Origin of the sequence: Pseudomonas fluorescens, from assembly GCF_902497785.1 — a bacterium.
Lineage (GTDB): Bacteria > Pseudomonadota > Gammaproteobacteria > Pseudomonadales > Pseudomonadaceae > Aquipseudomonas > Aquipseudomonas fluorescens_BO.
This window is the reverse complement of sequence record NZ_CABVHK010000020.1, coordinates 46,677-72,978: the sequence shown is the minus strand read 5'-3', so window position 1 is coordinate 72,978 and position 26,302 is coordinate 46,677. Positions and strand designations below refer to the sequence as shown.

Sequence of the window (26,302 nt, the reverse complement as noted above, 5' to 3'; positions counted from 1 at the left end):
TGAGCTGAGGGTCCAGACTTTTACTGGCCATCAGGACGGGCTGCCAAGTTTGGGTAGGGCCCGGCAATGTCCGGGCTTAATCTGTGGACTACGACGGCGCGTCAGGGTTCTATTTTTCTTCAGCGCGCCCTTGCCCGCGTGACCCGGTCCACCAGATAAACCAGCCCGTGGTAGTCAATGCCACCGTGTTGCGTCAGACCGATCTCACAGGTACGGCTGGTAGAAATCCCTTCACTGCATTGCTGCACCGCGTCCTTGAGCGTTCTCAAGGAATGAGCATTCAACTCCGGGGTGGTGAAGCCTTTGTCGCCGGCAAAACCACAGCAACGGATGCCTTCAGGGATGACGACATGGTTGCTGCATTTACGCGCAAGATCGATCAACGCCTGGCTTTCCCCGAGGTGCTGAGTGCTACAGGTGACGTGCACGGCGATGGGCGCCTCTTGTGGTGTGAAGTCGAGTCGATCCATCAAGTGCGTACGGATGAAACGTACCGGGTCGTACAGGTCCAGTCGAACTTCACCGAGGTCCTCGACCAGGCGCAAGGTGCAAGGGCTGGTGTCGCAGTAGATCGGGTCGAGTCCGCCACGGCTGGCGTGCAGCAGTGCGCCGATCAGTTCCTGGCGTTTGTGTTCGGCCTGCTCGGCGTAGCCTTTGGAGGCGAACGGCTGGCCGCAGCAAAGACTGTCCTGATTGTCCGGAAAGACCACTTGATAACCGGCTTTTTCCAGCAGTCCACGGGTTTTGTCGTACAGCGACATTTGTTCTTTGTCACCGTATGCCGGGCCCATCACACGGGAGACGCAAGCCGCCAGGTACACCACTCGCGGGCGCTCATCCGTTACGGTGGGGCTGAAGCGAATGGCTTTTTCCGGCTGCGGCATGGCGTTGGTCCATTGCGGGACCTGACCTTTGGCGAGCTTCGTCAACGTTGCCGAAAGCTTCGCCAGACGTGGCGCCCCCAACAGCATTCGCGCACCGTTGGCAACGTGGAGGGTGAAGCGCGCACCTTGCAGCGCCGTGGCGAAATGGCCTTCGAGCCAGTTGGCGGTTTTCGTATGCGTCGCCTTGCGAGCACGAAGCTTTTTCACCAGCTCGCCGGTGTTGATTCCTACAGGACAACGTTGTGCGCACAAGCCGGTGGCGGCGCAGGTATCGATGCCCTGGTATTCGTACGCAGCCTCCAGTTCCGAGGTGTCGACGCCGGCACGTTTCTTCGCCTGAATGTCTCGCCAGATCACGATGCGCTGACGCGGGCTCAGCGTCAGTCCCTTCGACGGGCACACCGGCTCGCAAAAACCACACTCGATGCACTTATCCACAATCTCATCGGCGGCCGGCAGCGGCTTCAGGTGTTTGAGGTGGATCTGCGGATCCTCGCTGAGCACCACGTCCGGATTGAGAATGCCATTAGGGTCGAGCAGGCGTTTGAGCTGCCACATCAATTGGTAGGCATCGCTGCCCCATTCGAGCTCGACGAAGGGCGCCATGTTGCGGCCGGTGCCGTGTTCAGCCTTTAGCGAACCGCCGAATTCCACCGCAACCAACTGCGCGACGTCGTCCATGAACGCCTGGTAGCGGGCGACTTCTTCCGGGTTGTTGAAGCCTTGGGTGAAGACAAAGTGCAGATTGCCTTCCAGCGCGTGTCCGAAAAGGATCGCTTCGTCGTAGTGATGTTTGTCGAACAACTCGATCAGCCGGTTCACGCCGATCGCCAGTTGTTCCACCGGAAACGTCACGTCTTCGATGATCACCGTGGTGCCGGTTTTGCGCACCGCGCCGACGGCGGGGAAGGTGTCTTTGCGGATGGCCCAGAGTCGGGCGTTTTCCACCGGGTCTTCGGTGAAGTCGACCTGTTTTTCCACCGGGAACGAAGTGAGCGAGGCCATGATTTGCGCCAGTTGCTCGTGCAGCAGCGTCGACGATGCGGCGCGGGATTCGATCAACAGCGCGCAGGCATTGTTCGACAGGTGTTGTACGAAAGCCGGCATGCCGGGTTTGTCCTGCACTGAACGCAGGCTACGGCGGTCGAGCAGTTCCACGGCCGACACCGGTTGGCTTTTCAGCACGGTGACGGCGTTGCAGCAAGTCTCCACATCCCGGAACACGATCAGCGCCGACGCCTTGTTCGGGTGGTCGATCACAGTGTCGTAGGTCACGGCGCTGATGAACCCGAGGGTGCCTTCGGAACCCACCAGCAAGTGGCTCAAGATATCCACAGGCTCATCGAAATCCACCAGGGCGTTAAGTGACAGGCCGGTGGTATTTTTCAGACGGTATTTGTGGCGAATTCTTGCGGCTAATTCGGAATTGGCGCGGGTCTCGCGGCCCAGCGTCGCCAGCCGTTCAAGCAGCGCGGCATGGCTCTGACGAAACGCGGCGACACTTGCCGCGTCCTCGGTATCGAGGCGGCTGCCGTCGGCGAGCACCAAGCGAATGCCGGCCAGCGTGTGATAGGTGTTTTGCGCGGTGCCGCAGCACATGCCGCTGGCGTTGTTGGCGACGATGCCGCCGATTTTGCAGGCGTTGATCGAGGCCGGGTCCGGACCGATCTTGCGTCCGAACGGCGCCAGCCATGCATTCGCCTGCGCGCCGATGACGCCCGGTTGCAGGCGGATTTGCGTGCCTTGGCCGCGGATCTCGCGGCCGTTCCAGTTGTCCCCAAGCACGATCAGCACCGAATCGCTGATCGCCTGGCCGGACAGGCTGGTGCCGGCGGCGCGGAAGGTCACCGCAACCTGATCCCGTTGCGCCAGTTTCAGCAGCGCGACCACTTCGTCTTCAGACTCGACGCGGATCACCAGTTTCGGAATCAACCGGTAGAAACTCGCGTCGGTGCCGAAGGCCAGCGTCGACAAGGGGTCGTCGAAGCGTCGCTCTGCGGGGATCAGTTGCTGCGCATCACGCAGGAAAGCCGCCGGTAGAGTCATTGGTCCTCCAGAATCAAAACCACCAGGTCTTTCGGGCCGTGGGCACCGTAAGCCAGGATTTGCTCGATGTCGGCAGTCTTCGATGGGCCGGATACCAGCAGCGCGTTGGTCGGCATGCCTTGGGCCCAGTTGAATTCCTGCTGCACCTGATAGAAGTTGTCACGAATGTCACTGACCTTGAGCAGGGCGAAATGCACCGGCGGCACCAGGCTCATCAAACGCGGTTCTTCCCGCGTCGGCCAGAGAATCAGACTACCTGTCGCGGCGATTGCGCCGAGGGTGGTGGTCAGGCTGGCCGGCGTATCGTCGAACAACTCGGTTTTCCATTCCTCTACCGGGCGGTCGTAGGCTTTGAGTCTAGGCAGGCCGGGATTATTCGCCCAATGCTGAGTGACGCGTTCACCGTGAGGCGTAGTCGGCGCGATCAACAGGCTTGGCAATTGCCGATCCCGCAGCAATTGCGCGAGCAGTAGCGGCCAACCCTCACCTGAGGTCAGATGGATTTCCGTGTGCACGGCTTCCATCAACTTCCGCAGCTGAGTAATACGCTGCTCGGGCGCATAAGTGTAAGGCGCTGTCACCAGTTCGACGTCGAAGTCGTCAGGCACGGGTGTGGTGCCGGTCAGACTTTTGCGCAATTTGGCGAGGATATTTTGCCTGGCGCTCATCAGCGATCTCCCTGTTTGGCCAAATGCTCGCGGGCCATGTCGTGCAGTGAGCGGGCAGCCGGTTTCGGGGCGCTGTGATTTTGCGTCCATGGGCCGACGTTGTCGGGTGCGAGGGCACGCAGTCGCGTGGCGCAGAAAGCGAACAGGCGATAGAGCGTCGGCGAGCTATTGAGTTTCGCCCAGGCGTTCCAGATAAAACGTTCCTTGCGCGAATACTTGCTGCCCTGGCCGCGCATCACGGGATGCGGGCTGTCCGGTGCCTTGACGTTCTCTTCGCGCAGGCGCCGCAGCAGTGCAGGGATAGGAATTTTTACCGGGCAGACTTCACCGCAGGCACCGCATAACGATGATGCGCTGGGATGGTCCGGGACTTTCGCCAGGCCGACCATGTGCGGCGTGATGATTTTTCCGATAGGCCCCGGGTAAACCTCCCCATAGGCGTGGCCGCCGATTCGGGTGTAGACCGGGCAATGATTCATACAGGCGCCGCAGCGGATGCAGTTCAGGGTCTGGCGCAATTCGCTGTCGGCAAAAGCCTGGCTGCGACCGTTGTCGAGCAATACCAGATGCACTTCCTGCGGGCCGTCGAGTTCGTGTTCCTTGCGCGGGCCGGAGATCATGTTCACGTAGGTGGTGATTGGCTGGCCGAGGGCCGAGCGGGTTAGCAGCGATAACAGCGGCACAACGTCGCGCAGGTTCTCCACGACTTTTTCAATGCCGGTGACGGCGATGTGCACCGGCGGCACCGTGGTGGTCATGCGGCCGTTGCCTTCGTTTTCCACCAGCAGCAGGGTGCCGGTTTCGGCCACGGCGAAGTTGACGCCGGAGACGCCGATGTCCGCTTCGAAGAATTTCTGTCGCAAGACTTTGCGACCGATCTGAATGAGTTGGTCAACGTCCTTGGTGTATTCCACGCCAAGTTTGTCGTGGAACAAGGACGCGACCTGACCGGCATTCTTGTGGATCGCCGGCATAATAATGTGTGAAGGCTTCTCGTGGTCGAGCTGGACGATGTACTCGCCCATGTCCGATTCCAGGCATTCAATGCCCCGTTCAGCGAGGAAATGATTCATTTCCATCTCTTCGCTGACCATCGATTTGCCCTTGATCACTTGCCGCCCCTCGTGAGCGCGGATGATCGAGAGGACGATGCCATTGGCCTCGTCCACCGTTTCCGCCCAGTGCACTGTCACACCGTTGCGGGTCAGGTTCTGTTCAAGCTGCTCGAGCAGGTCGGGCAACTTCGATAACGCACGGGCGCGGACAGCATTGCCCAGCACTCGCAAATGTTCTCTTTCGTGGGCATCGCTGAAGGACGCTGCCCGTTTTGTCATCAGTGAATCCATCGCAGTGCGAAAGTTGTTTCGCAGCTGCTTGTCAGCCAACGCCTCGTGGGCGCGGTGACGGAAATCTTCTTCTACGGCAACCGTAGGAATAATCGCGGAAGCGTTCATTGAACTCCTCCGGTTCGCTGCCAGAGGAAACTGGCCAGGTGTTGGCCGCGCAATGCTTCCTTTTGTTTCTCCAGCGAGCCGTTGATGTTCATCAGGCAACCGCAGTCGGCACTGAGTACCTGATGCGCGCCGGATTCCTTCAGCGACCGGGTCTTGTCAGCCACCATCGCGCCGGAAATGTCTGGCATACGGACGCTGAAAGTCCCACCGAAGCCACAGCATTCACTTTCGTGGCTGTGGTCAACTCGCTCCACGTTGCCCAGCTGCGACAGCAACTCACGGCCATGCAAGTGGGTATTCATTTCCCGGCGCGCCGAGCACGAGGTGTGCAGCGCCACTTTCACCGGTTTGCCGCCGTCCTTGAGCTGCACCTTGCAGACAAACAGCAGAAATTCGGCCAACTCATACGTCCGGGCCGCAAGGTCCTGAACCTGTTTCAACGTTTGCGGCTCGTCCTTGAACAAGTCGGCGTAGTGTTCGCGCAACATGCCGGCACAGGATCCCGACGGCACCACCACCGGATAATCGCCGGCAAACAGCGCCAATTGCGAGCGCGCCACGGTCCTGGCCTGTTCGGTATAACCGGAGGTGTAGGCCGGTTGTCCACAGCAGCTCTGCCCTTGCGGATACTCGACACGAATGCCTTCGCGTTCCAGCAAGTGAATCGCGTCCATCCCGGCTTCCGGGTAGAACAGATCCACCACGCAGGTTCCGAACAGATAAACCCGTGACGGTTTTTCGCTGGGGTATTGCCGAGGCTCGGGCAGTGGCGGTGCGACGCGTGTCGCGTTTGGCACGGCGTTGTAAAAAAGCTCGCTCATCAGGCGTGTCTCTCGGCCGGTTACCCGTCCGCTGAGGCTGCTGAATATAAAGAGGGAAGCTTTCAGCAGCCTTACAGACCGGGTAGTGAATAGCTGACGCCGGAATCGTGGTCCGGCGTCGGTTTTTGCTTCCTAGCCCGTAGTACTTAGTGCACCAGCATGCCGGTGAACCAGTAGGCCTGGGCCAGGGTGATCAGGCCGACGATGGTTGCGAAGAACAGACTGTGCTTGAGGGTGAAGCGGAACAGGTCCGATTCCTTGCCCACCAGGCCGGTCGCGGCGCACGCCACGGCGATCGATTGCGGCGAGATCATCTTGCCGGTTACGCCACCGCTGGTGTTTGCCGCTACCAGCAAGGTGTCGCTGACGCCGATCTGGTGCGCGGTCGTCGCTTGCAACGAACCGAACAGCGCGTTGGACGAGGTATCGGAACCGGTCAGGAATACGCCCAGCCAGCCGAGGAACGGCGAGAAGAACGGGAACGCGGCGCCAGTGCCTGCCAGTACCAGGGCCATAGTCGATGACATGCCCGAGTAGTTAGTGACGAAGGCGAAAGCCAGCACCATGCCGATGGACAGGATCGGCCAGCGCAGCTCGTAGAAAGTCTCTCTCAAAGTGGTCAGACCAGTTCTGAGGTTGATCTTCAGTACCAGCATCGAGATCAGCGCGGAGAAGAAAATCGCCGTGCCGGTCGCCGAGATCGGATCGAGTTTGAACACTGCCGGAATGGCCGTCGGTGCGTTCACGATCGGTGCAACCTTGATCACCATCTGATCCAGGTGCGGGATGGCAAAGTTGAACACCCAGCTGTACATCGACCCGCCGGCGGCGAACATTGCCTTGAACGGTTTCAGAGTCCAGATGGTGACCAGTACGGTCAGGATCAGGAACGGCGACCATGCCTTGAAGATTTCACCCAGGCTGTACGGAGACGCCACGGTGCTGCGCGGCTGGCCGAAACCACCGGCGCTGGCGGTGACCACCGAGGCCGAAACCGCGCCGACAATGTGTTGGCCTGCAGCACGTTTCGGCTGCCAGACTTTCAGGAACAGCGTCAGCGAAATCAGGCTGGCCAAGGCCGAGGTGATGTCCGGCAGTTCCGGGCCGATGAAGTTCGAGGTGAAATATTGCGTGATGGCAAAGCTCAGGCCAGCCACCAGCGCTGCCGGCCAGGTTTCCCGCACGCCGCGCAGGCCGTCCATCATGAACACCAGCCAGAACGGCACGAACAGCGACAGCAGTGGCAATTGGCGGCCGGTCATGGCGCCAATTTTAAACGCGTCGATACCGGTCACTTGCCCGGCGACGATGATCGGAATTCCCAAGGCACCGAACGCTACTGGCGCGGTGTTGGCGATCAGGCACAGGCCGGCGGCATACAGCGGATTGAAGCCCAGCCCGACCAGCAGTGCGGCGGTAATCGCTACCGGCGCGCCGAAACCGGCTGCGCCTTCGAGGAAGGCACCGAAGCAAAAGCCGATCAGCAGCACCTGCAAACGTTGGTCATCGGTAATCGACAGTACGGAGCTGCGGATGACTTCGAACTGACCACTTTTTACCGTCAGTTTGTAGAGGAACACCGCGGCGACGATGATCCACGCAATCGGCCACAGGCCGTAAGCGAAGCCATACCCGGCGGCGGCGAATGCCATGTCGACCGGCATCTGGAAAGCGAAGATCGCGACGGCGATGGACAGCGCCAGCGTGATACTGCCTGCCACATGCCCTTTGAGGCGGAAAACGGCCAGCGCCAGAAAGAAAAACACGATGGGGATAACGGCCGCGAGCGCGGAAAGGCCGAGGCTGCCGAGCGGGGTATAGAGCTGTTGCCAGGTTTGCATATGGGGTGGCCCCTAATTGTTGTTGGTCAGGCACTGATCAGCGTTCTTGGATAATTGGTAATACCAATTTACAATCGCTGTTCGCTAGGGTAAAAGCCTTGTAGCCGATGTGTCAATTTGCCGGCCTACAACTTTTGTCGAATAAGTGCTGGAGCGTTTGTCTGATCTGCTCCAGGAAATACCGTCTGCCAGGTGCCCGCGCGGCGCCGATGCGCCAGAATAGAGAGCCCGGCGACCGTCGGGACCGTGGAGATTTGATTTATGGGTTTTGATCAAATTCGTCAGCGCCGTTTGTCTGACGATATTGTCGAGCAACTCGAGGGGATGATCCTCGAAGGTACGCTGAAGGCGGGTGAGCGCTTGCCGGCGGAGCGCGCACTGGCCGAGCAGTTCGGCGTGTCACGCCCTTCGTTGCGCGAAGCGATTCAGAAACTGGCGGCCAAGGGCTTGCTCGTCAGTCGTCAGGGCGGCGGCAATTATGTGGTGGAATCGCTGGGCACAACGTTCAGTGATCCGCTACTTCATCTGCTTGAAAGCAATCCCGAGGCACAGCGCGATCTGCTGGAGTTCCGCCATACCCTGGAAGCGTCTTGCGCTTATTACGCCGCGTTGCGCGCCACGGATGTCGACCGCGAGCGGCTGACCGCCGCCTTCAATGAGTTGCAGGACTGCTATACGCGTCACGATGAAGTGAGTCGGGCGGAAGAGGGCGCGGCGGATGCGAAATTTCACCTGGCCATCGCCGAAGCCAGCCATAACGCGGTGTTGCTGCACACCATTCGCGGACTGTTCGATTTGCTCAAGCGCAACGTCGTGACCAACATTGGCGGCATGTACAAACAGCGCACGGAAACCCGCGACATGCTGATCACCCAGCACCGGGAGTTGTACATGGCGATTATCGAAGGCAGGGCAGAGCAAGCGCGGGAAGTCTCAAGCCGACACATTCTGTATGTGCAGGAAGTGCTGGAGGAGGTGCGTCAGGAAGTGCAGCGTATGGCCCGGGCGGAGCGGCGCAAGGGGATTTGATCGCGCTAAAACGCAAAGATCGCAGCCTTCGGCAGCTCCTACGAGGCAACACAGAACCTGTAGGAGCTGCCGAAGGCTGCGATCTTTTCGCTAGCGCCTCAACAATCGGCCAGAAAAATTACTCTTCCTTGCCCTTGTTGCGCACCGCACGCTGCAACTCGCGACCGGCGTCGCGTTCGCGTTCGGTATCACGCTTGTCGTATTCCTTTTTGCCCTTACCCAGAGCGATCTCGCACTTGACCATGTGCTTGCTCCAGTACCAGGACAGGCATACGCATGCGTAACCCTTTTGCTGCACGGCGGCGGCGAGCTTTTCCAGCTCGCGGCGGTTGAGCAGCAGTTTGCGGGTGCGGGTCGGATCAGCGATGACGTGGGTGCTGGCGGTCATCAGCGGCGTGATGTGGCTACCGAGCAACCAGGCTTCGCCATCTTTGAGCAGCACATAACTGTCTACCAGTTGCAGCTTGCTTGCCCGCAGACTTTTTACTTCCCAGCCGGCCAGGACCAGACCAGCCTCGAACCGATGTTCGATGAAGTAATCGTGTCGCGCCTTTTTATTTTGCGCGATGGTCCCTGTAGGGTGTTTCTTCTGTTTAGCCATAGGGGCGGCATTATAGGGAGTTGCACGCCAGTCGGCTACGGTGAAGCTACATGCTTGAGCAGGTTGATTGAATCCCGGACAATGCGCCCTCTTTTTGCAATGCATGGACGTGGTAACGATGTCGACAGACAAGGTTTCTGTCCACGGCAGTTGGGCTAGCCGCTGGGTCTTCATACTCGCCGCGACCGGTTCGGCCGTGGGCCTGGGCAGCATCTGGAAGTTCCCGTACATGGTCGGGATCTACGGCGGCGGTGCGTTTGTGTTGATGTTTCTGGCGTGTATCGCACTGATCGGTGTGCCGGTCATGCTGGCGGAAACACTGATCGGCCGTCGAGCCCGACAAAGTCCGGCCAACGCCTTGAAGGTGCTCGCGCAGGAAGCAGGGCATTCCGGCAAGTGGTCCTGGGGCGCTTTCGCCGGGATGATCACGGCGTTGCTGATCCTGTCTTTCTATAGCGTTGTCGGCGGTTGGTCGCTGGATTACATCATCGACATGGGGCGTGGCGACTTCCAGGGGGTAACGCCTGATCAGGTCGGTGCGTACTTTGGCAAGGTCATCGCTGACCCGTGGCGCCTGACACTTTGGCACACGATTTTTATGTTGCTGTCCGCCATTGTGATCGCCAAAGGCGTCGTCGCCGGGCTGGAGCGCAGCCTGCGCATCATGATGCCGTTGCTCTTCATGATGATTCTGGTGTTGCTGGGTTACAGCATGACCACCGGCCATTTCATGGAAGGCGTGCATTTCATGTTCGACTTCCAACCGGAAAAAGTACTCGACGGCCTGCTGCCCGCCATGGGGCACGCGTTTTTCTCTTTGAGTGTGGGCGTAGGCTCGATCATGATCTACGGCGCTTACATGCCGAAGGATTCATCGATTTCCGGCACTGTCGTGGGTGTCGCGTTGCTCGATACCTTTGTCTCGCTGGTGGCCGGTCTGGCCTTGTTTCCAATCGTGTTCGCTGCAGGCCTGAACCCGAGCGAAGGCCCAGGCCTGATGTTCGTCAGCCTGCCATTTGCCTTTGGCAACGTAGCGTTCGGCCAGTTGATGGGCGTGGTGTTCTTCGTGCTGGTTGCTATCGCAGCCTGGAGTTCGGCCATTTCGCTGCTCGAGCCGATGGTGGCTTATCTGGTGGAGCGCACCAAAGTCCGCCGCGCCTGGGTGACATTCTGGTTGGCATTCACCTGCTGGTTCGTGGGGTTGGGCACGGTTTTTTCCTTCAATATCTGGAAGGAAGCCAAATTTTTCGTGAACGAAGGCGGGATGTTCCATCTCTATCAATGGGGTGCGGCCGGCGGCCTGGATTTCTTTGGCGTGATCGATTTCTTTACCTCGCGGATCATGTTGCCACTCGGTGGTTTGTGTTTCGTGGTGTTTGCAGGCTGGGTGATGGGGCGTGAAGCGGTGCGCGACGAGTTGTCGATCCGCAACCCTGTGTTGTTCACTCTGTCCTTGTTTTTGATGCGCTATGTGGCGCCCATCGGCATTCTTGTAGTGTTTGCCGCCCAGCTGTGGAAGTGACGCTGACATGACGACACACATTCAACGATCGGCTTTGCTGCCATACCCGGCACAAGCGCTGTATGACCTGGTTAATGACGTGGCGCGGTACCCGGAGTTTTTGCCATGGTGTTCGTCGGCCGAAGTACTGGAGAGTTCTCCCGAACACATGCGCGCCAGCGTTGGCGTGGCCAAGGGCGGGCTGAGTCAGCACTTCGTGACGCGTAATACGCTGGTCCCGGGGCAATCGATCGAGATGAATCTCGAGGAAGGCCCTTTCACTCAGCTGCACGGCATCTGGGTGTTCAAGGCGTTGACCGATAAAGCCTGCAAAATCAGCCTCGACCTTTCCTTTGATTACGCCGGGCCGATCGTTCGTGCGACGTTGGGGCCATTGTTCAATCAGGCAGCCAATACGCTGGTCGATGCGTTCTGCCAACGCGCCAAACAGATTCATGGTTGAGTTTGAGGTGGTGTATGCCGCCGTAGACCGTCAAGTGCTTGTCAGTGCGACGGTGCCGGCGGGTACGACAGTGCGCGCAGCGTTGCTGGCATCGGGAGTGGGGCAAGCCTTTGCGGAGCTGGATCTGGCCAATTGTCCGGTGGGGGTATTCGGCAAGGTGATCGCAGATCCGGATACCCACCAGATTCAAGCGGGAGACCGCATCGAAATCTACCGGCCATTGCTGGCGGATCCGAAAGAAATTCGACGGCTGCGCGCTGCCAAGGCTGCCGAGGCCAAGGCGCGAAATCAGTGATCCGCTCAAACCGCGAGCAATAAAAAACCCGGATTTCCGGGTTTTTTATTGCGTCGCAAATTATTGCGGCGAGGTGTCGAGCGGTTCCGGCGTCGGGACTGGAACGGTTTCTACACCGTCGACGTCCTTCTGGATCTGGTCCAGCAACGAACCTGGCTTGACCGGTTTCTCCGGTTTCGGCTGCTCGGCATTTTCAGCAGGCGCGGTCACGTTTGTGCCACTGTCCTTGCCAAGAATCGCCTCGTCTCGGCTCACGCCCGGCATGAAATCGCCAGAGAGGCTGACAAGTTGGTCATTTGGGTTGAAGATAACGCTAATGCGTTCCTGTTGGCGTTCACCGCCACCCGGTTGCAGGCTGTACAGATAATCCCAGCGATCGGCATGGAACGTGTCGGTCAGCAGAGGGTTACCCATGATAAACCGTACTTGCCGACGGGTCATTCCCGGGCGTAACTGGTCTATCATGTCCTGCGTGACGACATTGCCCTGCTGGATGTCGATTTTGTAAACCCCGGGGAATGAACAACCGGCGAGTGCGAGCAGTCCCACAAAGGTGAAACTGGTTAGCAAGAGCTTGGTGTTTTGCATCGGTGGGCGACTTCCACTATCTTGGCTGGGACAACGTAAACGCCGATCATACCCGCATTAAGAGAAGCTGCGAAGCAGCATCGCGAGAAAGCTGACCATGGTTGAAAATAGCGAACTACGCAAAGCCGGCCTCAAAGTGACCCTTCCACGGGTCAAAATTCTGCAAATGCTCGATTCCGCCGAGCAACGCCACATGAGTGCCGAGGATGTTTACAAGGCGCTGATGGAGGCTGGCGAGGACGTCGGTCTGGCCACGGTTTACCGTGTACTGACTCAGTTCGAGGCAGCTGGGCTTGTGGTGCGGCACAACTTCGACGGAGGCCATGCGGTCTTCGAGCTGGACGACGGTAAGCATCACGACCACATGGTCAACGTCGAAACCAGTGAAGTGATCGAATTCTTCGACGAAGAAATCGAGCGTCTGCAGAAAGCCATCGTCGACAAGTATGGCTTCGAGATGGTTGATCACAACCTAGTGCTGTACGTACGCAAGAAAAAGTAAGCATGTCGCGCGAATCTACAGGTTCGCGAAACGAGCGAAGGCGACCCCAGGGTCGCCTTCGTGCTTTCTGCCGTTGCTAGATTTTTGCAGTGACGACCATTTTCTTCGCGTGAGCCAGTGATTCCTTGGTCAGGTCGATGCCCCCCAGCATCCGCGCAACTTCTTCGACGCGATCGTTCTTGCTCAGCTTGGAAACGGCCGTGCGGGTCGCGTCCTCGCCGCGCACCTTGTGCACGAATAGATGTTGATGACCCTGCGCTGCCACTTGCGGCAGGTGAGTGACTGTCAGCACTTGCCCGCGCTCACCCAGGCGGCGCAGCAACTGGCCGACAATCTCCGCAGTCGGCCCGCCAATGCCCACGTCCACTTCATCGAACACCAGGGTCGGTACGCGGGAGGTTTGTGCAGTGATCACCTGAATCGCGAGGCTGATCCGCGACAGCTCACCCCCCGAGGCTACCTTGGCCAAGGCTTTCAATGGCTGGCCGGGGTTGGCGCTGACCAGTAGCTCAACCTGCTCCAGGCCGTTCGGCAGCAGCTCATCGCTTGCGTTGGGTCGCAGTTCAATGGTGAAACGACCGCCCGGCATGCCCAATCGCTGGATTTCCTGCTCCACGGCGCTGGCGAGACTGTTTGCAGCCTGATGGCGCAGATCGCTCAGCTCTCGAGCCTTTTCCTGATAATGGCGTGCATAGGAGGCCAGTTCATCGCTGAGCCGTTCGATCGATTCATCGTTGGCATTCAGGGTTTCGATTTCGTCCAGCAGGCGTTGCTGCATCTCCGCGACTTCAGTCGGCTGGATGCGGTGCTTGCGCGCCATGGTGTAGATCGCATCGAGGCGCTCCTCCAGGTACTGAAGGCGTGCAGGGTCGGCGTCGAAGTTGTCGAGGAAGCGATTGAGCTCGCCGACGGCTTCTTCTACCTGGATCTGAGCGCTGGTCAGCAAGCTGCTGGCTTCTCCCAGCGCACCAATCGAATTATTCACGCTCGACAGGCGATTCAGGCTGGCGGTCAGGGCATTCAGCACATTTCCGGAATCACTCTCGCTGCATTGCTCGACCACTTGTCGGCAGATACCGAGCAAGGTTTCTGCATTGGTCAGGTTCTTGTGTTCCTGTTCCAGCTGCTCCAGTTCGTTGTCGCCAAGGCCGAGGTTTTCCAGCTCTTCGAGTTGATAGCTGAGCAATTGATGACGAGCGCGCTGCTCATCGCCGGAGTTGGACAGGCGCTCCAGCTCCTGTCGGGTCTGGCGCCAGCGTTGGGCGGCCAGTTGCACCTGGCGTGCGAGGTCTGTGGCGCCGGCATATTCGTCGAGCAGGCGGCGGTGGGTGTCGGTCTTGAGTAGCGATTGGTGCTCGTGCTGGCTGTGGATATCGATCAACAGTTCGCCCAAAGCCTTGAGATCGCCGAGCGGGCAGGGCGTGCCATTGATGTAGCCGCGCGAGCGCCCCTCGGCGGTAATCACCCGGCGCAGAATGCACGGGCCGTCACTCTCGAGGTCGCGCTCGGCGAGCCAGGTACTGGCTTCTGGAATGTCGGCCAGGTCGAAGGTCGCCAGGATGTCGGCCTTGTCGGCACCGGGACGGACAACGCCACTGTCGGCGCGATCCCCGAGGGTCAGGCCCAGGGCGTCGAGCATGATCGACTTGCCGGCGCCGGTTTCCCCTGTGATCACGCTCATTCCGCGATCGAGTTCGAGATCGAGATGTTCAACGATGGCGTAGTTATGTACGGACAGGTGCACCAGCATAAAGGCCGCTCCCAGGCTTTAGGTCTGGTTATTTATACAGTGTTTTGTTTCTGGCTGACAATGCCCTCACTTAGCTCGATTCGTTTGGTCTGACGAAATGCTTAGTACTTTGGGCAATCCGAATGCAGCTGTTTTTTGTAGGGTTAATCGCATCAAGCCCCTTGAAGCTGATTTTCGCGGCCCCATATACCGGGACAGAAGCGCGAGTTGAGCTCGCGGACGATATTGAAAGGAGAAATCTATGGCTGACGAACAGACAGTGGATACGCCAAATCAAGACGCCACCACGGCTTCCGGTGAAGACCTGACGGCTCGTGTACAAGTGCTCGAAGAGCAACTGGCCGCCGCGCAGGATCAGGCTTTGCGTGTGGCCGCCGATCTGCAGAACGTCCGCCGTCGCGCCGAGCAGGATGTAGAAAAAGCACACAAATTCGCTCTGGAAAAATTTGCCAGCGATTTGTTGCCGATCATCGACAGCCTTGAGCGTGGTCTGGAGTTGTCCAGCCCGGACGATGAAAGCATCCGCCCAATGCGCGAAGGCATCGAGCTGACCCTGAAAATGTTCCAGGACACCCTGAAGCGTTATCAGATGGAAGCGATCGATCCGCATGGCGAACCGTTCAACGCCGTTCAGCATCAGGCCATGGCCATGCAGGAAAGCGCCGACGTCGAGCCGAACAGCGTGCTCAAGGTGTTCCAGAAGGGCTATCAGCTCAATGGTCGCTTGCTGCGCCCGGCTATGGTCGTGGTCAGCAAGGCTCCAGCGCCAGTTTCGCCTTCGATTGACGAGCAGGCTTGAAATTGGCCGCGAGGCCCCCATTTATAAGTCAAGCGTTTAAGTGCTACCGCAGTTAGCCACCACTGCTGCGGCAACCAAATCCAAAGTTTCGGGAGAGTTAACATGGGCAAAATCATCGGTATCGACCTGGGGACTACCAACTCCTGCGTCTCCGTCATGGAAAATGGCGCACCTAAAGTTATTGAGAACGCCGAAGGCGCGCGTACCACGCCATCGATCATCGCGTATGCCAACGACGGCGAAATCCTCGTCGGCCAATCGGCCAAGCGTCAGGCTGTGACCAATCCGCACAACACCCTGTATGCGGTGAAGCGTCTGATCGGTCGTAAGTTCGACGAAGAAGTCGTGCAGAAAGACATCAAGATGGTCCCTTACAAAATCGCCAAGGCTGACAACGGCGACGCGTGGGTAGAAGTGAACGGCCAGAAAATGTCGCCGCCACAGATCTCGGCTGAGATTCTGAAGAAGATGAAGAAGACCGCCGAAGACTACCTCGGCGAGCCAGTGACTGAAGCGGTGATCACCGTTCCGGCCTACTTCAACGACAGCCAGCGTCAAGCCACCAAAGACGCCGGCCGTATTGCTGGTCTGGACGTAAAACGCATCATCAACGAACCCACCGCGGCCGCTCTGGCTTACGGCATGGACAAGGCGAAGGGCGATCACACCGTGATCGTTTACGACTTGGGCGGCGGTACTTTCGACGTTTCCGTGATCGAAATCGCTGAAGTCGATGGCGAGCACCAGTTCGAAGTATTGGCCACCAACGGTGACACGTTCCTGGGCGGTGAAGACTTTGACATTCGTCTGATCGACTACCTCGTCGACGAATTCAAGAAAGAAAGCGGCATGAACCTCAAAGGTGACCCGCTGGCGATGCAGCGCCTGAAAGAAGCCGCTGAAAAAGCCAAGATCGAGCTGTCCTCGAGCATGTCGACCGACGTAAACCTGCCGTACATTACTGCAGACGCCACCGGTCCTAAGCACTTGAACGTGAAAATCTCCCGCGCCAAGCTCGAAGCGCTGGTAGAAGACCTGGTTCAGCGCACCATCGAACCTTGCCGCATCGCTCTGAAAGACTCCGGCATCGACGTTGGCGCTATCAACGACGTGATCCTGGTCGGCGGTCAGACCCGTATGCCACTGGTTCAGAAGCTGGTGACCGAGTTCTTCGGTAAAGAACCTCGTAAAGACGTGAACCCGGATGAAGCCGTTGCCGTGGGTGCTGCGATCCAGGGTGCCGTACTGGCCGGTGACGTGAAAGACGTCTTGCTGCTCGACGTCAGCCCGCTGACCCTGGGTATCGAAACCATGGGTGGCGTGATGACTGCGCTGATCGAGAAAAACACCACGATTCCTACCAAGAAATCGCAAGTGTTCTCGACGGCCGACGACAACCAGGGCGCTGTGACCATTCACGTCCTGCAAGGTGAGCGTAAGCAAGCGGCCCAGAACAAGTCCCTGGGCAAGTTCGACCTGGCCGAGATTCCACCAGCACCACGTGGCGTGCCACAAATCGAAGTGACCTTCGACATCGACGCCAACGGCATCCTGCACGTAGGCGCCAAAGACAAGGCCACCGGCAAGACTCAGTCGATCGTGATCAAGGCCAACTCCGGTCTGTCCGAGGAAGAAATTCAGCAGATGATTCGCGATGCTGAAGCCAACGCCGAGGAAGACAGCAAGTTCGCAGAGCTGGCAGCAGCCCGTAACCAGGGTGATGCACTGGTTCACTCGACGCGCAAAATGGTCGCAGACGCTGGCGATAAAGTGACCGCTGAAGAGAAGACTGCAATCGAAGCTGCTGTTGTAGCCCTGGAAGCCGCTGTCAAAGGCGACGACAAGGATGCCATCGAAGCCAAGGTTGAAGAGCTGTCGAAAGTCTCCGCTCCAGTGGCGCAGAAGATGTACGCCGAACAGGCCCAGCCTGCTGAAGGCGCTGCACCGCAAGGCGAATCGGCTGAGAAGGCTGACGACGTTGTCGATGCCGAGTTCGAAGAAGTCAAAGACCACAAGTAAGTTAGTGGTCGCCCGGTTGACTGCCTCAAGGCGGTGACTGGTAGGATGTCGCCGCGCGGGAGCTTGCTCCCGCGTTGGCGTGTCTGGAGCAAGTGAATTTTTACAGCATGCGACAACGCTCGAATGCTGGTGGTATGGCCGAAGATGCTCCTGCTTTTCGAGCCGAAAGTACCGCAATGAATCAAAGACCAGGATCGTTGAATTGACGTGAGTTGGGTCCGGGCCTGTATTGGGGCTCAACGAGTTTGGCGAGGCTCAGGAGAGGTTTGCCGAACGTCCTCAAGAGTGCAAAGACTTATGGCAAAGCGTGACTATTACGAAGTATTGGGTGTTGAGCGTGGCTCAAGCGAAGCAGACCTGAAAAAGGCCTACCGTCGCCTGGCGATGAAGCACCACCCGGACCGTAATCCCGATGACAAAGCGTCGGAAGAGATGTTCAAGGAGGCCAACGAGGCCTACGAAGTGCTGTCCGATTCCAGCAAGCGCGCGGCGTACGACCAATACGGTCATGCCGGTGTCGACCCGAGCATGGGTGGCGGCGGTGCCGGGTTTGGCGGTCAGAACTTCTCCGACATTTTCGGCGATGTCTTCAGTGACTTCTTCGGTGGCGGCCGTGGCGGTTCCCGTGGCGGCGCTCAGCGCGGCAGTGACCTGCGCTACACCCTGGAGCTGAATCTGGAAGAAGCGGTGCGCGGCACGACCGTGAATATCCGCGTTCCGACACTGGTCAATTGCAAGCCGTGCGATGGTTCGGGTGCCAAGAAAGGCTCCTCGCCGGTGACGTGCCCGACGTGTGGCGGTATCGGTCAGGTGCGCATGCAGCAAGGCTTCTTCTCGGTGCAGCAAACCTGCCCGCGTTGCCATGGACAAGGCAAGATCATTTCCGATCCGTGCGATTCCTGCCACGGTGAAGGTCGTGTCGAAGAGTACAAAACCCTTTCCGTGAAAGTGCCGGCCGGCGTCGATACCGGTGACCGCATTCGTCTGTCTGGCGAAGGCGAGGCGGGTGCTCAGGGTGGGCCGACTGGCGACCTGTACGTGGTGATCAACGTGCGCGAGCATGCGATCTTCCAGCGTGACGGCAAACACCTGTTCTGCGAAGTGCCGATCAGCTTTGTCGATGCGGCGCTGGGTGGCGAGCTGGAGATTCCGACGCTTGATGGGCGGGTCAAGCTGAAAATCCCCGAGGGGACGCAGACTGGCAAGCAATTCCGTGTTCGCGGCAAGGGTGTCGCGCCCGTGCGCGGCGGCGGTGCCGGCGACTTGATGTGCCGCGTGGCGGTGGAAACCCCGGTCAATCTGGGTCGTCGTCAGCGCGAATTGCTCGAGGAGTTCCGTAGTTCACTGGCGGACGACAACAGCCATTCGCCGAAAACCACCGGTTGGTTCGAAGGCGTGAAGCGTTTCTTCGGCGATCTGTAAGGAGTGAGCATGCGACGTATAGCTGTGATGGGCGCCGCTGGCCGCATGGGCAAGATTCTGGTTGAGGCGGTGCAGCAACGCGCACCGCTGACCGGTCTGACCGCCGCCATCGTGCGCCCCGGCAGCACGCTGATCGGTGTGGATGCCGGTGAGCTGGCTTCGCTCGGGCGAATTGGCGTGCCGCTGTCCGGTCATGTGGAAGCGGTGGCTGATGAGTTCGACGTGCTGATCGACTTCACGCTCCCGGAAGTCATGCTGAAAAACCTGGCGTTCTGCCGCAAGGCGGGCAAAGCCATGGTGATCGGCACGACGGGGCTCGATGCCGCGCAGAAGCAGTTGCTGGCCGAGGCGGGCAAGGACATTCCAATCGTGTTCGCCGCCAATTTCAGTGTCGGCGTGAACCTGTCGCTGAAGTTGCTCGACATGGCGGCGCGGGTGTTGGGTGATGATGCGGATATCGAGATCATCGAGGCTCATCATCGGCACAAGATCGACGCGCCTTCAGGCACGGCCCTGCGTATGGGTGAAGTGATTGCCAGTGCGCTGGATCGTGATCTGCAGAAAGTTGCGGTCTATGGGCGCGAAGGCCATACCGGTGCGCGTGAGCGTGAAACGATCGGGTTTGCCACGGTGCGCGGCGGTGATGTGGTCGGTGATCACACGGTGCTGTTTGCCTGTGAAGGCGAGCGCCTGGAGATCACCCATAAAGCCTCCAGTCGCATGACGTTTGCCAAGGGCGCGGTGCGGGCGGCGTTGTGGCTGGACGGTCGTGACCCTGGCCTTTACGACATGCAAGACGTGCTCGACCTGCATTAAGATGCAGCCGAAACCGGGTTTGGACACAGCGTTCGGGCCCGGTTTTATTACGCCAAGCGACGTCCTGTCGCATTCTCCGGCCTTTAGGGCTCATTGGCGGTAGACCAAAAAAGCCTTTTTCTGTAAGCTACAGCTTTAGTGTGTTCACTAAAAGCGCGCAGAATAATTCAGTGAATGAGCGGGGTGACGTGTCCATACGTCACTCCGCTTTTTTACACCTGCGATCGCCCTTTCAGGCTTTACTTACGGGAGGTCTTCTTGACTAAGCCAGCCATACTCGCCCTTGCTGATGGCAGCATTTTTCGCGGCGAAGCCATTGGAGCCGACGGTCAAACCGTTGGAGAGGTGGTGTTCAACACCGCCATGACCGGCTATCAGGAAATCCTTACCGATCCTTCCTACGCCCAACAGATCGTTACCCTGACGTACCCGCACATCGGCAACACCGGCACCACGCCGGAAGATGCCGAGTCCGACCGCGTCTGGTCCGCTGGCCTGGTCATCCGTGACCTGCCACTGGTTGCGAGCAACTGGCGTAACACGATGTCCCTGTCCGATTACCTGAAAGCCAACAACGTTGTGGCTATCGCGGGTATCGACACCCGCCGCCTGACGCGCATCCTGCGTGAGAAAGGCGCGCAGAACGGCTGCATCGTGGCCGGTGACAACATTTCCGAAGAAGCCGCCATCGCCGCCGCCCAGGGTTTCCCTGGCCTCAAGGGCATGGACCTGGCAAAAGTCGTCAGCACCAAAGAACAGTACGAATGGCGCTCGACGGTCTGGGACTTGAAAACCGACAGCCACGCGACGATCGACGCTTGCGACTTGCCGTACCACGTTGTTGCCTACGACTACGGCGTCAAGCTGAACATCCTGCGCATGCTGGTCGAGCGCGGTTGCCGCGTTACCGTAGTGCCGGCTCAAACACCTGCCGCCGACGTGCTGGCGATGAAGCCGGACGGCGTGTTCCTGTCCAACGGCCCGGGTGATCCGGAGCCTTGCGACTACGCGATCCAGGCGATCAAGGACGTGCTGGAAACCGAAATTCCGGTATTCGGCATCTGCCTCGGCCACCAACTGCTGGCCCTGGCTTCCGGCGCCAAGACCCTGAAAATGGGTCACGGTCACCACGGTGCCAACCACCCGGTTCAGGATCTGGACAGCGGTGTGGTGATGATCACCAGCCAGAACCACGGTTTTGCGGTCGACGAAGCGACCTTGCCAGCCAACGTGCGCGCGATTCACAAATCGCTGTTCGACGGCACCCTGCAAGGCATCGAGCGTACCGACAAGAGCGCCTTCAGCTTCCAGGGTCACCCGGAAGCCAGCCCTGGCCCGAACGACGTAGCGCCATTGTTCGATCGCTTCATCAACGAAATGGCCAAGCGACGCTGATCGCTCGCCTTGATGCAGCAAAGCTTGAGGGTGGTCCCGCAACCGGCGACCCCCTCAAGGCTTCACAGATTGAACAAGACGGCTTGCCGACTGACCTGCGGATTTGAGTGACAAACCCATGCCAAAACGTACAGACATAAAAAGCATCCTGATTCTCGGCGCTGGCCCGATCGTTATCGGCCAGGCCTGCGAATTCGACTACTCCGGCGCCCAGGCCTGCAAAGCCCTGCGCGAAGAGGGTTACCGCGTCATCCTGGTGAACTCCAACCCGGCGACCATCATGACCGACCCGGACATGGCCGACGCCACCTACATCGAGCCGATCAAATGGCAGACCGTTGCCAAGATCATCGAGAAGGAGCGTCCGGACGCGCTGCTGCCAACGATGGGTGGCCAGACCGCTCTGAACTGCGCACTGGACCTGGAGCGCGAAGGCGTTCTGGAGAAGTTCGGCGTAGAAATGATCGGCGCCAACGCTGACACCATCGACAAGGCTGAAGATCGTTCGCGCTTCGACAAGGCGATGAAGTCCATCGGTCTGGACTGCCCGCGTTCGGGTATCGCCCACAGCATGGAAGAGGCCAACGCAGTGCTCGAGAAGCTTGGCTTCCCGTGCATCATCCGTCCGTCCTTCACCATGGGCGGCACTGGCGGCGGTATCGCTTATAACCGTGAAGAATTCGAAGAAATCTGCGCCCGTGGCCTGGACCTGTCGCCGACCAAAGAGCTGCTGATCGACGAATCCCTGATCGGCTGGAAAGAATACGAGATGGAGGTTGTCCGCGATAAGAAGGACAACTGCATCATCGTCTGCTCCATCGAAAACTTTGACCCGATGGGCGTGCACACCGGTGACTCGATCACGGTTGCGCCAGCGCAGACCCTGACGGACAAGGAATACCAGATCATGCGTAACGCCTCCCTGGCGGTACTGCGTGAGATCGGCGTGGAAACCGGCGGCTCCAACGTCCAGTTCGGCATCTGCCCGGATACTGGCCGCATGGTGGTCATCGAGATGAATCCGCGTGTTTCCCGCTCTTCGGCGCTGGCCTCGAAAGCCACCGGCTTCCCGATTGCGCGTATCGCTGCCAAGCTGGCGATCGGCTACACGCTGGACGAGCTGCAGAACGAAATCACCGGCGGCGCTACTCCTGCTTCCTTCGAGCCGTCGATCGACTACGTCGTGACCAAGCTGCCACGCTTCGCCTTCGAGAAATTCCCGAAAGCCGACGCACGTTTGACCACTCAAATGAAGTCGGTGGGTGAAGTCATGGCCATCGGCCGGACTTTCCAGGAATCCCTGCAGAAAGCCCTGCGCGGTCTGGAAGTGGGCGTTTGCGGCCTGGACGAGAAGCTCGACCTGAGCAACCCGGAAAGCATGAGCATCCTCAAGCGCGAACTGACGGTGCCGGGTGCCGAGCGTATCTGGTACGTCGCTGACGCGTTCCGCGCCGGTCTGTCGGTCGAAGACATTTTCGGCATGAACATGATCGACCCGTGGTTCCTGGTGCAGATCGAAGATCTGATCAAGGAAGAAGAGAAGGTCAAGACCCTGGGTCTGGCCAGCATCGACCGCGACCTGATGTTCAAGCTCAAGCGCAAAGGCTTCTCCGACATGCGTCTGGCCAAGCTGCTGGGCGTGACCGAAAAAGCATTGCGTCGCCACCGTCACAAGCTCGAGATCTTCCCGGTCTACAAGCGCGTTGACACCTGCGCGGCCGAGTTCGCCACCGACACCGCCTACATGTACTCGACTTACGAGGAAGAGTGCGAAGCCGCGCCGTCGGGCCGCGACAAGATCATGATCCTTGGCGGCGGTCCTAACCGTATCGGCCAAGGCATCGAGTTCGACTACTGCTGCGTACACGCGGCATTGGCTCTGCGCGAAGACGGTTACGAGACCATCATGGTCAACTGCAACCCGGAAACCGTATCCACCGACTACGACACCTCCGATCGACTGTACTTCGAACCAGTGACCCTGGAAGACGTGCTGGAAATCTGCCGGGTCGAGAAGCCGAAAGGCGTGATCGTCCAGTACGGCGGCCAGACCCCGCTGAAACTGGCTCGTGCCCTGGAAGAAGCGGGTGTGCCGATCATCGGCACCAGCCCGGACGCCATCGACCGTGCCGAAGACCGTGAGCGCTTCCAGCAGATGGTCGAGCGCCTGAACCTGCGTCAGCCGCCAAACGCCACCGTGCGCAGCGAAGACGAAGCGATTCGTGCCGCCAGCAAGATCGGTTACCCGCTGGTGGTGCGTCCGTCCTACGTACTGGGCGGCCGCGCGATGGAAATCGTTTACGAAGAAGAAGAGCTGAAGCGCTACCTGCGTGACGCGGTGAAAGTGTCCAACGACAGCCCGGTGCTGCTCGATCACTTCCTCAACTGCGCCATCGAAATGGACGTGGACGCGGTTTGCGACGGCACTGACGTGGTGATCGGCGCGATCATGCAGCACATCGAGCAGGCCGGCGTTCACTCCGGTGACTCCGCGTGCTCCCTGCCGCCTTACTCGCTGCCAGCGCACATCCAGGACGAGATGCGCGAACAGGTCAAGAAAATGGCCCTGGAGCTGGGCGTGGTCGGCCTGATGAACGTGCAGTTGGCGCTGCAGGGCGAAGACATCTACGTCATCGAAGTCAACCCGCGCGCTTCCCGAACCGTACCTTTCGTGTCCAAGTGCATCGGTGTTTCCCTGGCAATGATCGCGGCTCGCGTCATGGCCGGTAAAACCCTGAAGGAAATCGGCTTCACCAAGGAAATCATTCCGAACTTCTACAGCGTGAAAGAGGCGGTGTTCCCATTCGCCAAATTCCCTGGTGTGGACCCGATCCTGGGCCCTGAGATGAAGTCCACCGGTGAAGTGATGGGCGTGGGCGACACCTTCGGCGAAGCATTTGCCAAAGCCCAGATGGGCGCCAGCGAAGTGCTGCCGACCGGCGGTACTGCGTTCATCAGCGTGCGTGATGACGACAAGCCACTGGTTGCAGGCGTGGCCCGTGATCTGATCAACTTGGGCTTCGAAGTGGTGGCGACTGCCGGTACTGCCAAGCTGATCGAAGCCGCAGGCCTGAAAGTGCGCCGTGTGAACAAGGTCACTGAAGGCCGTCCACATGTGGTCGACATGATCAAGAATGACGAAGTCACTCTGATCATCAACACCACTGAAGGTCGTCAGTCGATCGCTGACTCGTACTCCATTCGTCGTAATGCCTTGCAGCACAAGATCTACTGCACCACGACTATTGCTGCTGGCGAAGCCATCTGCGAGGCGCTGAAGTTCGGTCCCGAGAAGACCGTGCGCCGCTTGCAGGATCTACACGCAGGATTGAAGGCATGATCAAGTACCCAATGACTGTCCAGGGCGCAAAAGCCCTGGAAGAAGAACACGCTCACCTGACCAAGGTCGTCCGTCCGAAGCTCAGCCAGGACATCGGCACCGCCCGCGAACTGGGTGACTTGAAAGAAAACGCCGAGTACCACGCGGCCCGCGAGCAGCAAGGTATGGTCGAAGCGCGGATTCGTGACATCGAAGGCCGGATTCAGAATCAGGTCATCATCGACGTCACGAGCATTCCTCACACCGGCAAAGTGATTTTCGGCACCACCGTTGAAATCGCCAACGTCGAGACTGACGAGCGCGTCACTTACCACATCGTGGGTGAGGATGAGGCGGACTTCAAACTCGGCAAGATTTCGGTCGGTTCACCATTGGCCCGCGCCTTGATTGCCAAGGAAGAGGGAGATGTGGTCGCCGTCAAAACGCCGAGTGGCGTTATCGAGTACGAGATTGTCGAAGTACGCCACGTCTAAACGCAGGCGCCCGCTTCGCGCGGGCGCGATGCTTTGGCAGCTGACTCAGATGTTGTGGGTTGGCGGCTTGTGGTTGTTGCATATCGGTCTGGTGCCGGTGCTGGGCCAAATTGGCCTGGCGCCGCTGCTGATCGACGAGATTGCAGGCATGCTGAATGCGCTGATGGTGGGTTTCGCCGCAGCGTGTGTGGTTTTTCAGGCTTTGGTGCTGGTACAGGCCGAGGGCCGTGCCAGTCTATGGCGAGATATTCGCGGGCAAATGCTTTTGATAGCGCTGTATGCGTGCGGGATGTTTTTTGCCGTGCGGTTCGGCTGGCCGGACGCTGTGCGTTGGCAGGTGTTCAGCTATCTGATTCTGGGATTTTCCGGGCTGGTCCTGGTGTTGCAACCGGTGCCTGGATGGAGCGGCAGGGTGCGCGAAGCACACCCTTGACCCTTGTCATCACTTGAAGCGATGAACGTTCGACAGTTGCTTGTTGACGCTGAAGTTCTTGCGGTAAATCAGTGCCATCTTGCCAATGACCTGAACCAGATCCGCCTTGCCGACCTTGCAGAGCTCTGCAACGGACGCCAGGCGCGATTCGCGATCGAGGATGTTGAGCTTGATTTTGATCAGCTCGTGATCCGCCAAAGCGCGTTCAAGTTCGGCTAACACACCTTCAGTCAAACCGTTGTCAGCCACAATCAAAACTGGTTTCAGATGGTGGCCAATGGATTTGTACTGTTTCTTCTGCTCTTGAGTGAGCGGCATAATCTGACCCTTTCGTCTGTATTCTGTAAAATGGCGGCCATTTTATACGAGGGTTCGTGGATCCGCCCAATTAATCACGACCCTAATCATCGAGGTGCCCAGTGGCGCGTTCCAAGACAAGCCTTGGTTGGCTGAAAAGACATGTCAATGATCCCTATGTGAAGCAGGCGCAGAAGGATGGTTACCGCTCGCGTGCGAGTTACAAGCTTCTGGAGGTCCAGGAGAAATACAAGCTGATCCGTCCGGGTATGAGTGTTGTCGACCTGGGTGCGGCGCCCGGCGGCTGGTCGCAGGTCACTAGTCGGCTGATTGGCGGTCAGGGGCGTCTGATCGCCTCGGACATCCTGGAAATGGACAGCATTCCGGACGTGACTTTCATCCAGGGTGACTTCACCCAGGACGAAGTGCTCGCTCAGATCCTTGAAGCCGTGGGTAATTCGCAGGTGGACCTTGTGATTTCCGATATGGCCCCCAATATGAGTGGTACACCTGAGGTTGACATGCCAAAAGCCATGTTCCTATGTGAGCTGGCTCTTGATCTGGCGGCTCGGATACTCAAGCCGGGTGGTAATTTCGTGATCAAGGTGTTTCAGGGCGAAGGGTTTGATGCTTACGTGAAGGACGCTCGTCAGAAATTCGACAAGGTCCAGATGATCAAGCCGGACTCTTCCCGTGGCAGTTCCCGCGAGCAATACATGCTGGCTTGGGGCTACCGCGGCCGTAGTGAGTAAATCGCGGCTTTTTTTGCGGGTCGATAGGATTTTCGTATTTCGCCCGGTGGGCATAAGCGAATATTGTGTAGAAAGTGTTTCACAAAGGGTTACAGACGGCGCCTGCCAGAGCC

23 protein-coding genes are annotated in these 26,302 nt (G+C 58.8%); 14 read left to right on the top strand and 9 right to left on the bottom strand.

The annotated features are described in order from the left end of the window. Positions 1-119: 119 nt before the first annotated feature. The 5 genes from F8N62_RS25950 to F8N62_RS25930 all read right to left on the bottom strand — a co-directional run bounded on the left by F8N62_RS25950 (position 120) and on the right by F8N62_RS25930 (position 7,714). Positions 120-2,930 carry an FAD-binding and (Fe-S)-binding domain-containing protein gene (locus tag F8N62_RS25950; protein ID WP_150713346.1) on the bottom strand — a complete coding sequence of 937 codons (2,811 nt, stop codon included), beginning with the start codon at positions 2,928-2,930 and terminating at the stop codon, positions 120-122. Beyond that, positions 2,927-3,598 carry a LutC/YkgG family protein gene (locus tag F8N62_RS25945; RefSeq protein ID WP_150713345.1) on the bottom strand — a complete coding sequence of 224 codons (672 nt, stop codon included), beginning with the start codon at positions 3,596-3,598 and terminating at the stop codon, positions 2,927-2,929. Before F8N62_RS25945 ends, F8N62_RS25950 begins: the two co-directional genes overlap by 4 nt. After that, positions 3,598-5,052 (bottom strand): LutB/LldF family L-lactate oxidation iron-sulfur protein, encoded by a 1,455-nt coding sequence (locus F8N62_RS25940; RefSeq protein ID WP_150713344.1) that lies wholly within the window; start codon positions 5,050-5,052, stop codon positions 3,598-3,600. The genes F8N62_RS25945 and F8N62_RS25940 overlap by 1 nt, the downstream gene beginning before the upstream one ends. Continuing rightward, entirely contained in the window at positions 5,049-5,873 is an 825-nt protein-coding gene (locus tag F8N62_RS25935; RefSeq protein WP_150713343.1) for a (Fe-S)-binding protein, read from the bottom strand. The genes F8N62_RS25940 and F8N62_RS25935 overlap by 4 nt, the downstream gene beginning before the upstream one ends. 146 nt (positions 5,874-6,019) lie before the next feature. Next, positions 6,020-7,714 carry a lactate permease LctP family transporter gene (locus F8N62_RS25930; protein WP_150713342.1) on the bottom strand — a complete coding sequence of 565 codons (1,695 nt, stop codon included), beginning with the start codon at positions 7,712-7,714 and terminating at the stop codon, positions 6,020-6,022. A gap of 261 nt (positions 7,715-7,975) precedes the next feature. Between F8N62_RS25930 and F8N62_RS25925 the strand changes: the two genes are divergently transcribed. After that, positions 7,976-8,743 carry a GntR family transcriptional regulator gene (locus tag F8N62_RS25925; RefSeq protein ID WP_150713341.1) on the top strand — a complete coding sequence of 256 codons (768 nt, stop codon included), beginning with the start codon at positions 7,976-7,978 and terminating at the stop codon, positions 8,741-8,743. Positions 8,744-8,861: 118 nt separating this feature from the next. Here the strand turns inward: F8N62_RS25925 and smpB are convergent, their stop codons facing one another. Beyond that, positions 8,862-9,344: an SsrA-binding protein SmpB gene (smpB, locus tag F8N62_RS25920; RefSeq protein WP_131060797.1), complete on the bottom strand. Its 483-nt coding sequence runs from the start codon at positions 9,342-9,344 to the stop codon at positions 8,862-8,864. 118 nt (positions 9,345-9,462) lie between these two features. On the opposite strand from smpB, the gene F8N62_RS25915 reads away from it, so the two are divergent. Genes F8N62_RS25915 through F8N62_RS25905 form a run of 3 tightly spaced genes read left to right on the top strand, consistent with a single transcriptional unit; the run spans position 9,463 to position 11,603 of the window. Continuing rightward, on the top strand, positions 9,463-10,866 hold the full coding sequence (locus F8N62_RS25915; protein ID WP_150713340.1) for a sodium-dependent transporter: 1,404 nt from the start codon (positions 9,463-9,465) through the stop codon (positions 10,864-10,866). Positions 10,867-10,873: 7 nt separating this feature from the next. Beyond that, on the top strand, positions 10,874-11,308 hold the full coding sequence (locus F8N62_RS25910; RefSeq protein ID WP_150713339.1) for a type II toxin-antitoxin system RatA family toxin: 435 nt from the start codon (positions 10,874-10,876) through the stop codon (positions 11,306-11,308). Then, a complete protein-coding gene (locus F8N62_RS25905) occupies positions 11,301-11,603 on the top strand; it encodes an RnfH family protein (RefSeq protein ID WP_150713338.1) in 303 nt (100 codons plus the stop codon). The genes F8N62_RS25910 and F8N62_RS25905 overlap by 8 nt, the downstream gene beginning before the upstream one ends. Positions 11,604-11,663: 60 nt before the next feature. Here F8N62_RS25905 and F8N62_RS25900 read toward each other — a convergent pair whose 3' ends face one another. Further along, the gene (locus F8N62_RS25900; RefSeq protein WP_150713337.1) at positions 11,664-12,191 is read right to left on the bottom strand and encodes an outer membrane protein assembly factor BamE; all 528 of its coding nucleotides are present in this window, start codon (positions 12,189-12,191) and stop codon (positions 11,664-11,666) included. Between the two features lie 97 nt (positions 12,192-12,288). Here F8N62_RS25900 and fur point away from each other — a divergent pair, with 97 nt between their 5' ends. Beyond that, a complete protein-coding gene (fur, locus tag F8N62_RS25895) occupies positions 12,289-12,693 on the top strand; it encodes a ferric iron uptake transcriptional regulator (protein WP_003197684.1) in 405 nt (134 codons plus the stop codon). 76 nt (positions 12,694-12,769) lie between these two features. Here fur and recN read toward each other — a convergent pair whose 3' ends face one another. Then, the gene (gene recN / locus F8N62_RS25890) at positions 12,770-14,443 is read right to left on the bottom strand and encodes a DNA repair protein RecN (RefSeq protein ID WP_150713336.1); all 1,674 of its coding nucleotides are present in this window, start codon (positions 14,441-14,443) and stop codon (positions 12,770-12,772) included. A gap of 241 nt (positions 14,444-14,684) precedes the next feature. Here recN and grpE point away from each other — a divergent pair, with 241 nt between their 5' ends. The 8 genes from grpE to F8N62_RS25845 all read left to right on the top strand — a co-directional run bounded on the left by grpE (position 14,685) and on the right by F8N62_RS25845 (position 25,140). Next, positions 14,685-15,242: a nucleotide exchange factor GrpE gene (gene grpE, locus F8N62_RS25880; RefSeq protein ID WP_150713334.1), complete on the top strand. Its 558-nt coding sequence runs from the start codon at positions 14,685-14,687 to the stop codon at positions 15,240-15,242. A 102-nt stretch (positions 15,243-15,344) separates the two neighbouring features. Beyond that, complete coding sequence (gene dnaK, locus F8N62_RS25875; protein WP_150713333.1) at positions 15,345-17,261, top strand: molecular chaperone DnaK; 1,917 nt, start codon at positions 15,345-15,347, stop codon at positions 17,259-17,261. A gap of 297 nt (positions 17,262-17,558) precedes the next feature. After that, entirely contained in the window at positions 17,559-18,683 is a 1,125-nt protein-coding gene (gene dnaJ / locus F8N62_RS25870) for a molecular chaperone DnaJ (RefSeq protein ID WP_019651071.1), read from the top strand. A gap of 9 nt (positions 18,684-18,692) precedes the next feature. Beyond that, positions 18,693-19,499 carry a 4-hydroxy-tetrahydrodipicolinate reductase gene (gene dapB, locus F8N62_RS25865; RefSeq protein ID WP_150713332.1) on the top strand — a complete coding sequence of 269 codons (807 nt, stop codon included), beginning with the start codon at positions 18,693-18,695 and terminating at the stop codon, positions 19,497-19,499. Between the two features lie 258 nt (positions 19,500-19,757). Continuing rightward, on the top strand, positions 19,758-20,894 hold the full coding sequence (gene carA / locus F8N62_RS25860; RefSeq protein ID WP_150713331.1) for a glutamine-hydrolyzing carbamoyl-phosphate synthase small subunit: 1,137 nt from the start codon (positions 19,758-19,760) through the stop codon (positions 20,892-20,894). A gap of 118 nt (positions 20,895-21,012) precedes the next feature. Next, complete coding sequence (carB, locus tag F8N62_RS25855; protein ID WP_045060049.1) at positions 21,013-24,234, top strand: carbamoyl-phosphate synthase large subunit; 3,222 nt, start codon at positions 21,013-21,015, stop codon at positions 24,232-24,234. Then, complete coding sequence (gene greA / locus F8N62_RS25850; RefSeq protein ID WP_150713330.1) at positions 24,231-24,707, top strand: transcription elongation factor GreA; 477 nt, start codon at positions 24,231-24,233, stop codon at positions 24,705-24,707. Before carB ends, greA begins: the two co-directional genes overlap by 4 nt. Positions 24,708-24,735: 28 nt before the next feature. Further along, positions 24,736-25,140 (top strand): MFS transporter, encoded by a 405-nt coding sequence (locus F8N62_RS25845; RefSeq protein ID WP_150713329.1) that lies wholly within the window; start codon positions 24,736-24,738, stop codon positions 25,138-25,140. A gap of 9 nt (positions 25,141-25,149) precedes the next feature. Here the strand turns inward: F8N62_RS25845 and F8N62_RS25840 are convergent, their stop codons facing one another. Then, the gene (locus F8N62_RS25840) at positions 25,150-25,458 is read right to left on the bottom strand and encodes a YhbY family RNA-binding protein (protein WP_059403182.1); all 309 of its coding nucleotides are present in this window, start codon (positions 25,456-25,458) and stop codon (positions 25,150-25,152) included. Positions 25,459-25,559: 101 nt separating this feature from the next. Here F8N62_RS25840 and rlmE point away from each other — a divergent pair, with 101 nt between their 5' ends. Then, on the top strand, positions 25,560-26,189 hold the full coding sequence (gene rlmE / locus F8N62_RS25835; protein ID WP_007900501.1) for a 23S rRNA (uridine(2552)-2'-O)-methyltransferase RlmE: 630 nt from the start codon (positions 25,560-25,562) through the stop codon (positions 26,187-26,189). Positions 26,190-26,302: the final 113 nt, after the last annotated feature.

Bases quoted from the DNA above. Each gene is read 5' to 3' on its own strand.
- F8N62_RS25950 (WP_150713346.1), bottom strand. From the start codon at position 2,930: ATGACTCTACCGGCGGCTTTCCTGCGTGATGCGCAGCAACTGATCCCC.
- F8N62_RS25945 (WP_150713345.1), bottom strand. From the start codon at position 3,598: ATGAGCGCCAGGCAAAATATCCTCGCCAAATTGCGCAAAAGTCTGACC.
- F8N62_RS25940 (WP_150713344.1), bottom strand. From the start codon at position 5,052: ATGAACGCTTCCGCGATTATTCCTACGGTTGCCGTAGAAGAAGATTTC.
- F8N62_RS25935 (WP_150713343.1), bottom strand. From the start codon at position 5,873: ATGAGCGAGCTTTTTTACAACGCCGTGCCAAACGCGACACGCGTCGCA.
- F8N62_RS25930 (WP_150713342.1), bottom strand. From the start codon at position 7,714: ATGCAAACCTGGCAACAGCTCTATACCCCGCTCGGCAGCCTCGGCCTT.
- F8N62_RS25925 (WP_150713341.1), top strand. From the start codon at position 7,976: ATGGGTTTTGATCAAATTCGTCAGCGCCGTTTGTCTGACGATATTGTC.
- smpB (WP_131060797.1), bottom strand. From the start codon at position 9,344: ATGGCTAAACAGAAGAAACACCCTACAGGGACCATCGCGCAAAATAAA.
- F8N62_RS25915 (WP_150713340.1), top strand. From the start codon at position 9,463: ATGTCGACAGACAAGGTTTCTGTCCACGGCAGTTGGGCTAGCCGCTGG.
- F8N62_RS25910 (WP_150713339.1), top strand. From the start codon at position 10,874: ATGACGACACACATTCAACGATCGGCTTTGCTGCCATACCCGGCACAA.
- F8N62_RS25905 (WP_150713338.1), top strand. From the start codon at position 11,301: ATGGTTGAGTTTGAGGTGGTGTATGCCGCCGTAGACCGTCAAGTGCTT.
- F8N62_RS25900 (WP_150713337.1), bottom strand. From the start codon at position 12,191: ATGCAAAACACCAAGCTCTTGCTAACCAGTTTCACCTTTGTGGGACTG.
- fur (WP_003197684.1), top strand. From the start codon at position 12,289: ATGGTTGAAAATAGCGAACTACGCAAAGCCGGCCTCAAAGTGACCCTT.
- recN (WP_150713336.1), bottom strand. From the start codon at position 14,443: ATGCTGGTGCACCTGTCCGTACATAACTACGCCATCGTTGAACATCTC.
- grpE (WP_150713334.1), top strand. From the start codon at position 14,685: ATGGCTGACGAACAGACAGTGGATACGCCAAATCAAGACGCCACCACG.
- dnaK (WP_150713333.1), top strand. From the start codon at position 15,345: ATGGGCAAAATCATCGGTATCGACCTGGGGACTACCAACTCCTGCGTC.
- dnaJ (WP_019651071.1), top strand. From the start codon at position 17,559: ATGGCAAAGCGTGACTATTACGAAGTATTGGGTGTTGAGCGTGGCTCA.
- dapB (WP_150713332.1), top strand. From the start codon at position 18,693: ATGCGACGTATAGCTGTGATGGGCGCCGCTGGCCGCATGGGCAAGATT.
- carB (WP_045060049.1), top strand. From the start codon at position 21,013: ATGCCAAAACGTACAGACATAAAAAGCATCCTGATTCTCGGCGCTGGC.
- greA (WP_150713330.1), top strand. From the start codon at position 24,231: ATGATCAAGTACCCAATGACTGTCCAGGGCGCAAAAGCCCTGGAAGAA.
- F8N62_RS25845 (WP_150713329.1), top strand. From the start codon at position 24,736: ATGCTTTGGCAGCTGACTCAGATGTTGTGGGTTGGCGGCTTGTGGTTG.
- F8N62_RS25840 (WP_059403182.1), bottom strand. From the start codon at position 25,458: ATGCCGCTCACTCAAGAGCAGAAGAAACAGTACAAATCCATTGGCCAC.